This is a genomic window from Mesorhizobium sp. ES1-3 (genome assembly GCF_020164795.1).
In the GTDB taxonomy this organism is placed as follows: domain Bacteria; phylum Pseudomonadota; class Alphaproteobacteria; order Rhizobiales; family Rhizobiaceae; genus Mesorhizobium.
In genome coordinates this window covers 25,216-31,306 of the sequence record NZ_JAIUGW010000038.1, presented here as the reverse complement: position 1 = coordinate 31,306, position 6,091 = coordinate 25,216, and the positions used below count along the sequence as shown (strand labels likewise).

At 63.4% G+C, this 6,091-nt stretch carries 7 protein-coding genes; all 7 read right to left on the bottom strand.

The features are described from left to right. Positions 1–282 precede the first annotated feature (282 nt). Entirely contained in the window at positions 283–747 is a 465-nt protein-coding gene (locus LB536_RS29650; RefSeq protein ID WP_224598730.1) for a cupin domain-containing protein, read from the bottom strand. Between the two features lie 308 nt (positions 748–1,055). After that, positions 1,056–1,613, bottom strand: coding sequence for a DUF4142 domain-containing protein (locus tag LB536_RS29645; RefSeq protein WP_224598728.1), 558 nt, complete (start codon positions 1,611–1,613; stop codon positions 1,056–1,058). Between the two features lie 129 nt (positions 1,614–1,742). Then, on the bottom strand, positions 1,743–2,741 hold the full coding sequence (locus LB536_RS29640) for a YihY/virulence factor BrkB family protein (protein ID WP_411966610.1): 999 nt from the start codon (positions 2,739–2,741) through the stop codon (positions 1,743–1,745). Between the two features lie 145 nt (positions 2,742–2,886). Continuing rightward, positions 2,887–3,630 (bottom strand): DUF899 family protein, encoded by a 744-nt coding sequence (locus LB536_RS29635; RefSeq protein WP_224598721.1) that lies wholly within the window; start codon positions 3,628–3,630, stop codon positions 2,887–2,889. A 140-nt stretch (positions 3,631–3,770) separates the two neighbouring features. Further along, on the bottom strand, positions 3,771–4,190 hold the full coding sequence (locus LB536_RS29630) for a lysozyme inhibitor LprI family protein (RefSeq protein WP_224598718.1): 420 nt from the start codon (positions 4,188–4,190) through the stop codon (positions 3,771–3,773). A gap of 130 nt (positions 4,191–4,320) precedes the next feature. Next, positions 4,321–5,145, bottom strand: a complete 825-nt coding sequence (locus LB536_RS29625; RefSeq protein ID WP_224598715.1) for a carbohydrate ABC transporter permease — start codon at positions 5,143–5,145, stop codon at positions 4,321–4,323. Between the two features lies 1 nt (position 5,146). After that, on the bottom strand, positions 5,147–6,061 hold the full coding sequence (locus LB536_RS29620) for a carbohydrate ABC transporter permease (protein ID WP_224598739.1): 915 nt from the start codon (positions 6,059–6,061) through the stop codon (positions 5,147–5,149). Positions 6,062–6,091 lie beyond the last annotated feature (30 nt).

Below are 6,091 nucleotides of genomic sequence, written 5' to 3'. Positions count from 1 at the left end.
TCACTCCCACATCTTCGTGGTCAGAGTGAATCACGAACCAGGAGCTGTCGCGAGCCCTTTTTCAACAGCCTGCTAGGCCCCCTCACCAGCCTCCGCTTCGCTCGGCTGACCTCTCCCCGAGGGGAGAGGAGATTACGAGCGCCAGCGCCATTCTCTTCTCCCCAGCGGGGAGAAGGTGGACGCGAAGCGGCCGGATGAGGGGGCCGGCGCCGACTCCTGCGGCTATAGGCAGCTTATCCCGGCACGGGCGGAACGCCAGCGCGGACGCATGGTCCAGCTCCCTCACCCCTGCCCCGGATATGGCCTGCCATCCTTATGCAAAAACCGCCCGTCCGAACTCGGGCTCATCATGTCGATGTCGGAGCAGGTGATCACATCCTCCGGATTGCGCGAGCCGACTTCCAGGTAGCGCGCGGTGACCGACGAGCGGTTGATCATGTGGTGGCCGTTGCCGCTATTCCTGGCGAAGGTCGCGCAGTCGCAGGCCTTGAGAAGCGTCTCGCCGCCATCCTCGACCAGCACCAGTTCGCCTTCCAGCACATAGACGAACTCGTCCTCATGGCTGTGCCAGTGGCGCTGGCTCGACCAGCCGCCTGGTGGCAAGGTCATCAGGTTGACGCCGAAATCGGTGAGCCTGCCGGCATCGCCGAGGCGTTGGCGCGTGCGGTCGGCGCACGGGGCATCGAAGGGCGCGGGATAGCCGGAGCCCTTGCGGACGGGCACGGATGCGAGGTCGATCTTGGGCATGGGTGCTCCGGAAGGTAAGGCCGGCAGTGTAATTCATGGCGGGTGGGGGCACAGGGCCACCTTGCGGGGTGGGGGTTTGCCAGAGGCGTATTGAATGTAGCGCTCTACGGCGCCCCCCTCTGTCCTGCCGGACATCTCCCCCTCAAGTGGGGAGATTGGCAGCTTTGGCGCCGGCTCTCTTCCTGGCAATGTTGAAAATTGGCGAAGGCCGTGATGACAGCCAATCTCCCCCCAAGAGGGGGAGATGTCCGGCAGGACAGAGGGGGGCGCCGTAGAGCTCGAATTTCAAACCGTGCACGCCCCGCCCCCTAATGCGCCGCGCCGAGCTCCTTCACGCGCCTCTCGTGCTCCTTCAGCGTCGGCAGCGTCTTCTTGGCGAATTCCTTCAGCGCGGGGTCGTCGCCCGATTTCGCATAGGTGCTGAACAGGGCGACCGCCTGCTTGTGGGCCTCGGTCTGCATCATGATGTATTTCTGGTCGAACTCCTTGCCGCTGGCGGCTTTCAGCTGGTCCAGCATCTGCTGGTCCTTGGGCTGCAGCGCGGGGCCGGCGGGCTTGATCGAGGCGGTGGTCTGCCCCTTGCTCAGCGCCTGCTTGAAGTCCTCGCCGGCCTTGGTGTGGTCCTTGATCATCTGGCCGGCAAAGGCCTTGACGTCCGCCGAGGCGGATTTCTGTTCGGCCAGCCTGCTCGACTGGATCTCGAATTCATTGGCGCTGGGCACGGTGCTGACAAAGGTTGGGGTGTCGACCTTGCTGTCGGGCAACATGGGCGCGACGGCGTTCGAGTTGGTGCCGTTCGTCTGGGCAAGGGCGGCGGGCGCGACGGCGGTCAGCGCGACGGCGGCCACGGTCAGGAGCATTTTCATCTGGGATCTCCGATCGGAATGGTTCCCTCGGGGTTCCAACGCGGCAGATGCGGTGAGGTTGCCAGCCGCGTCCCTTCTCCTCGCGCAGGAAGAAGGGGAAGCACCCTTGGATTGCAGCGTGATCTCTCCCTACGGGCGACGAGGCCCCAGCAGAAAGGCTGTCATCGTCGCGCTCACGCACGCCATCGCCAACAACGCAACGACGCCCGAGGATCTGGACCCTCGGCGAATTGAAACAAGGTTTTGTGAAGCGGGAGCATTTCGAACCAACCCGACCAAGTCGGACCTGCTCCCATGTCGAACGGAATAGGCGCGGGTCAGCTCCGCACCGAGCAGAAAGATTTCCGATGAATAATAGACCCAGAGCAGTATGACGAGCAGCCCTCCGGCCGCACCATATGAGGATGCGATCGCACTTGTGCCGATATACCAACCGATCAGCGACTTCCCCAGTGTGAACAGGGCGGCGGTCACGACAGCACCGATCCCGACATCCCGCCATTCCAAGGCACGGTCTGGCAGGACTTTGTAGATCGCGGCAAACATCACGGAGATCAAGGAAAAGGAAATCAGGGTGTTGATCGCGCTCAGAACAAATTCGCCGAACGGCAAATGAGCGCTGATCACGTTACCCAGGGCAGAGATCGCCGCGCTCGCCACCAGAGATACCAGCAACATAAAGCCGAGGGCGGCGACCAAGCCGAGACTTGCCGCACGCGCGCGCAGGAGACGCGACAGCGAACTCCCCTTCGCTTGAACCTTCCATATTGCATTCAGGGCCTGCTGCATCTCGCCGAACACCGCCGAGGCGGTGACGAGCAAAGTGACCACGCCGATGATGGCCGCCAGGGTCCCCGATGATTTGCTGGATGCCCCTTCGAGCGCTGCCTGAAGGAGCGCTGCACTTTCTGAACCCATCAGCCCCGATATCTGAGCAGACAAAGCCACCTGTGCCGCGTCATGACCAAATGCGATACCAACTATCGCGACGACGATTATCAGAACCGGGGCCAGCGACGTGGCGGCATAAAAGGCCATCGCCGCGCCATGACTAAGGGCATTGTCGTCGACAAAGCCAACCACGCTTTCTCGCACCAAGTCCCAAAGGTTTTTAAGTATGGGTCGCACTTCGAATCCGTGAAAGGGGGTCGCAAGCCGTCTCCTATCAATGCAGCCGATCTTCCGATGTTCCAGCCGACTTGAGCGAGAGCTTCACCAGCAGAAAAGCCATTCCGAACCGAAACTCAGCGACTGAAGCTGAAACGCCCAGATGTTAGTGACAACAGGAATCGCCATACTGCAGCTGCTCATGCCAATCCGGCCGGCCTTCGGGCGTGAAATCCATTAGGTTCCACAGGATCTCGCAGGTGCCGATGGCGCGCGGGTCCTGGCCGGGCTCGGTCGGCGCGAAGCCGAGTTCGGACGACCAGAAATGCCTGATGCCGTCGGCATCGCGGTGGAACACCTGAAGCAGCGGGATCTGCGCGCCGTCGGCATCCTCGGCGTTGTAGTCGCGCTTGAAGCTGTTGTTGGCCGAAGACACCAGCCGCATGTTGCGCCACGCCCTATCGCGGCCGAGCGTGACGAGATTTTCCAGCGCCGTCTTGGCCACGACGGCGAAGTTGAAGCCGGCCGCTTCGAGATGGCCGACCGCGCCGTCGAACTGGTCGAGCAGCGCGGTGCAGGACGGGCACGGCTGGTTGGGCCGGGCGAGCTTCGCCGTGCCGCCGCTGGTTGCGACGTCGCGCGTATCCTGCGGATGGCGCGGGAACATCATCTGATAGAGGATCAGCGTATCCTTGCCGGGCGCGAACAGCTCCGACAGTTTTATCTCTGTGGTCTTGCCGGCGATATCCAGCCCGTCGAACACATAATCCTGCGGCACCGGCCCGCCCGGCGGCAGCGTGCGCCGCGCCTCGGCCACTGCTTCCATGGCGCGGCGCAGCTCGATTTCCTTCTTCAGCAGCTTTTCGCGTGCGGTGCGGTATCTGGCGGATTCGTTGGGAAAGGTGATCATGGTCGGCTCCTTCAGTCGTCGCGCCGGCGTCCCGGCGCGGATGCTCTGCGACCCAAGGACGTTTCACCGCGGTCGGTTCCGACATTTTTCGCACCCGGCGCGCCGATCACGAGCCGGGCTTCGAAAGGAGCGGATGAAGGCTATTGCGCCGTTGGCACCGGGCAGTTCAATTCGCCTTCGGGGCAATTGAGATAGGTCTGGAAAACCTTCAGCCGGCCATTGGTGAGCGAGGTCTGGCAATTGGCGACGACCACCGGATAGATGGTGCCCGCAGTGTCGATCGGGCCGCCCTGGAACTTGCATTCAGCGTCGCGGAAAGCGACCCAGGCGCGCTGCGCATCGACCAGCAATTTCCTGGACGCCGCATTGTCCTTCAGCCGGTCCACGATCTGCTTGTAGGCATCGTTGAGCTTCTTGTCGGCCGCGCCGAAATCCTTGCCGGCGCACTGGTTCATTGTCGCCTGGTCCTGCGCATTGGCGCAGTCGGCGGCGAGCGCGGTGCCTACGAAGTGCGGGGCGGCAAGGATCAGCGTGGCAAGGCTGGAGAGCAGAAGCCGCATGATGTTTCCTCCGGTTTCAACAAGCCCCTGCGGAGACGAAGCTTAGCGGCCGGCTGCATGCTGGCAAGATGTCGCCTGCCGCCTTGGTGGACAGTTTGTTTATCCGATTGTTTATCCGAAGCGAAGCCCATCACCCCTTGACCCCGCCGGCGGTGAGGCCGGAGACGATCTTGCGCTGGAAGATCAGCACCAGCACCACCAGCGGCACCGTGACGATCACCGAGGCGGCCATGATGTTGCCCCACGGAATCTCGAACTGCGAATTGCCCGAAAGCAGCGCGATTGCCACCGGCACGGTCCGCCGCGCGTCGTTGGAGGTGAAGGTCAGGGCAAACAGGAACTCGTTCCACGCGCCGATGAAGGCCAGCAGTCCGGTGGTCGCCAGCGCCGGCCACATCAGCGGCAGGAAGATGCGGGTGATGATGATCCACGGCGTCGCGCCATCGAGGATCGCCGCCTCCTCGACCTCGACCGGCAGGTCGCGGACGAAGGCGGTGAGCACCCAGACGGTGAACGGCAGCGTGAAGATCATGTAGGAGAAGATCAGCGCGAAGAGCGAATTGTAGAGGCCGAACATCCGCACCAGTTCGAACAGTCCGGCCAGCACCGCCACCTGCGGGAACATCGAGACCGACAGGATGGCGAACAGCAATGCCGAGCGGCCGCGAAAACGGATGCGCGCCAGCGCGTAGGCGGCGGTGACGCCAAGGAACAGCGAGAGCGCCACCACCGCGCCCGAGACGACCAGCGAATTCAGGAGGTTGCGCGCGAAGGCGCCTTCGGCCAGCACGTTGCGATAATTGCCGAGGCTGGGCGCCTTCGGCCACGGATCGGCCTGGAACAGCTCGGTCCCCGATTTCAGGCTGGTGACGATGGCGTAGTAGAACGGGAACACCGCGATGAGCACGATTGCCCCGACCAGCAGATAGAAGGCCGTGCGCTTCAGGAGCCACATCTCAGCGGCCTCCTTCCAGGCTTAGCCGGCCGATGCGGATGGTGAGCATGGTGAGCAGAGCGAGGATGAGGAAGAGCAGGGTCGAGGCGGCCGAGCCATAGGCGAACTTGTCGAACTCGAACAGGTTCTCGCGGGCGAACACCGACATCGACTTGGTGTGCGCGTTGTTGGGCGTCAGCACATAGATCAGGTCGAAGATGCGCAGCGCGTCGAGCGCCCGGAAAATCACCGCCACCATCACCGCCGGGCGGATCAGCGGCAAGGTCACGCGCCAGAAGATCTGCCAGGGATTGGCGCCGTCGAGCTTGGCGACCTCGATGATCTCGCGCGGCAGCATCTGCAGCGCGGCCAGGATCAGCAGCGCCATGAACGGCGTCGTCTTCCAGATGTCGACGATCAGCACGGCCGCCATCGCCGTGTCGGCGCTGGCGGTCCAGGCGATCTTGTGGTCGATCAGCCCCAGGTTGATCAGCACGACATTGATGATGCCGAACTGGTCGTTCAGCATCCACTGCCACATCTTGGCCGAGACGATGGTCGGGATCGCCCAGGGGATGAGGATCGCCGCCCTGACGATGCCGCGGCCCGGGAATTCGGCGTTGAGCACCAGGGCGACGACCATGCCGAGGATCGTCTCGCATGTCACCGAAACCACCGCGAACCGTATGGTGTTCCACACGGCGCCCCACCAGGCCGGGTCGAGAAGCAGCCCGTCATAGATGATCCTGCCGCTCGGCATGCGCAGCACCGAGACATAGTTGGCGAAGCCGACCCATTGGCGGGCGTCGAGGTCGGACAGCGAGGCGTCGGTGAAGCTGAAATAGACCGTGCGCGCAAGCGGCCAGCCGGCAGCGGCGGCGAGCACCAGAAGCATCGGCGCCAGGAACAGCCATGCCGAGCGCACACGCTGGCGCATCAGCCGCGAGCCCGGGCGCCGGCCGGCGGC

Coding starts and splice junctions, on each gene's coding strand:
- LB536_RS29635 (WP_224598721.1), bottom strand. CDS start 3,630: ATGATCACCTTTCCCAACGAATCCGCCAGATACCGCACCGCACGCGAA.
- LB536_RS29625 (WP_224598715.1), bottom strand. CDS start 5,145: ATGTGGCTCCTGAAGCGCACGGCCTTCTATCTGCTGGTCGGGGCAATC.
- LB536_RS29630 (WP_224598718.1), bottom strand. CDS start 4,190: ATGCGGCTTCTGCTCTCCAGCCTTGCCACGCTGATCCTTGCCGCCCCG.
- LB536_RS29645 (WP_224598728.1), bottom strand. CDS start 1,613: ATGAAAATGCTCCTGACCGTGGCCGCCGTCGCGCTGACCGCCGTCGCG.
- LB536_RS29620 (WP_224598739.1), bottom strand. CDS start 6,061: ATGCGCCAGCGTGTGCGCTCGGCATGGCTGTTCCTGGCGCCGATGCTT.
- LB536_RS29650 (WP_224598730.1), bottom strand. CDS start 747: ATGCCCAAGATCGACCTCGCATCCGTGCCCGTCCGCAAGGGCTCCGGC.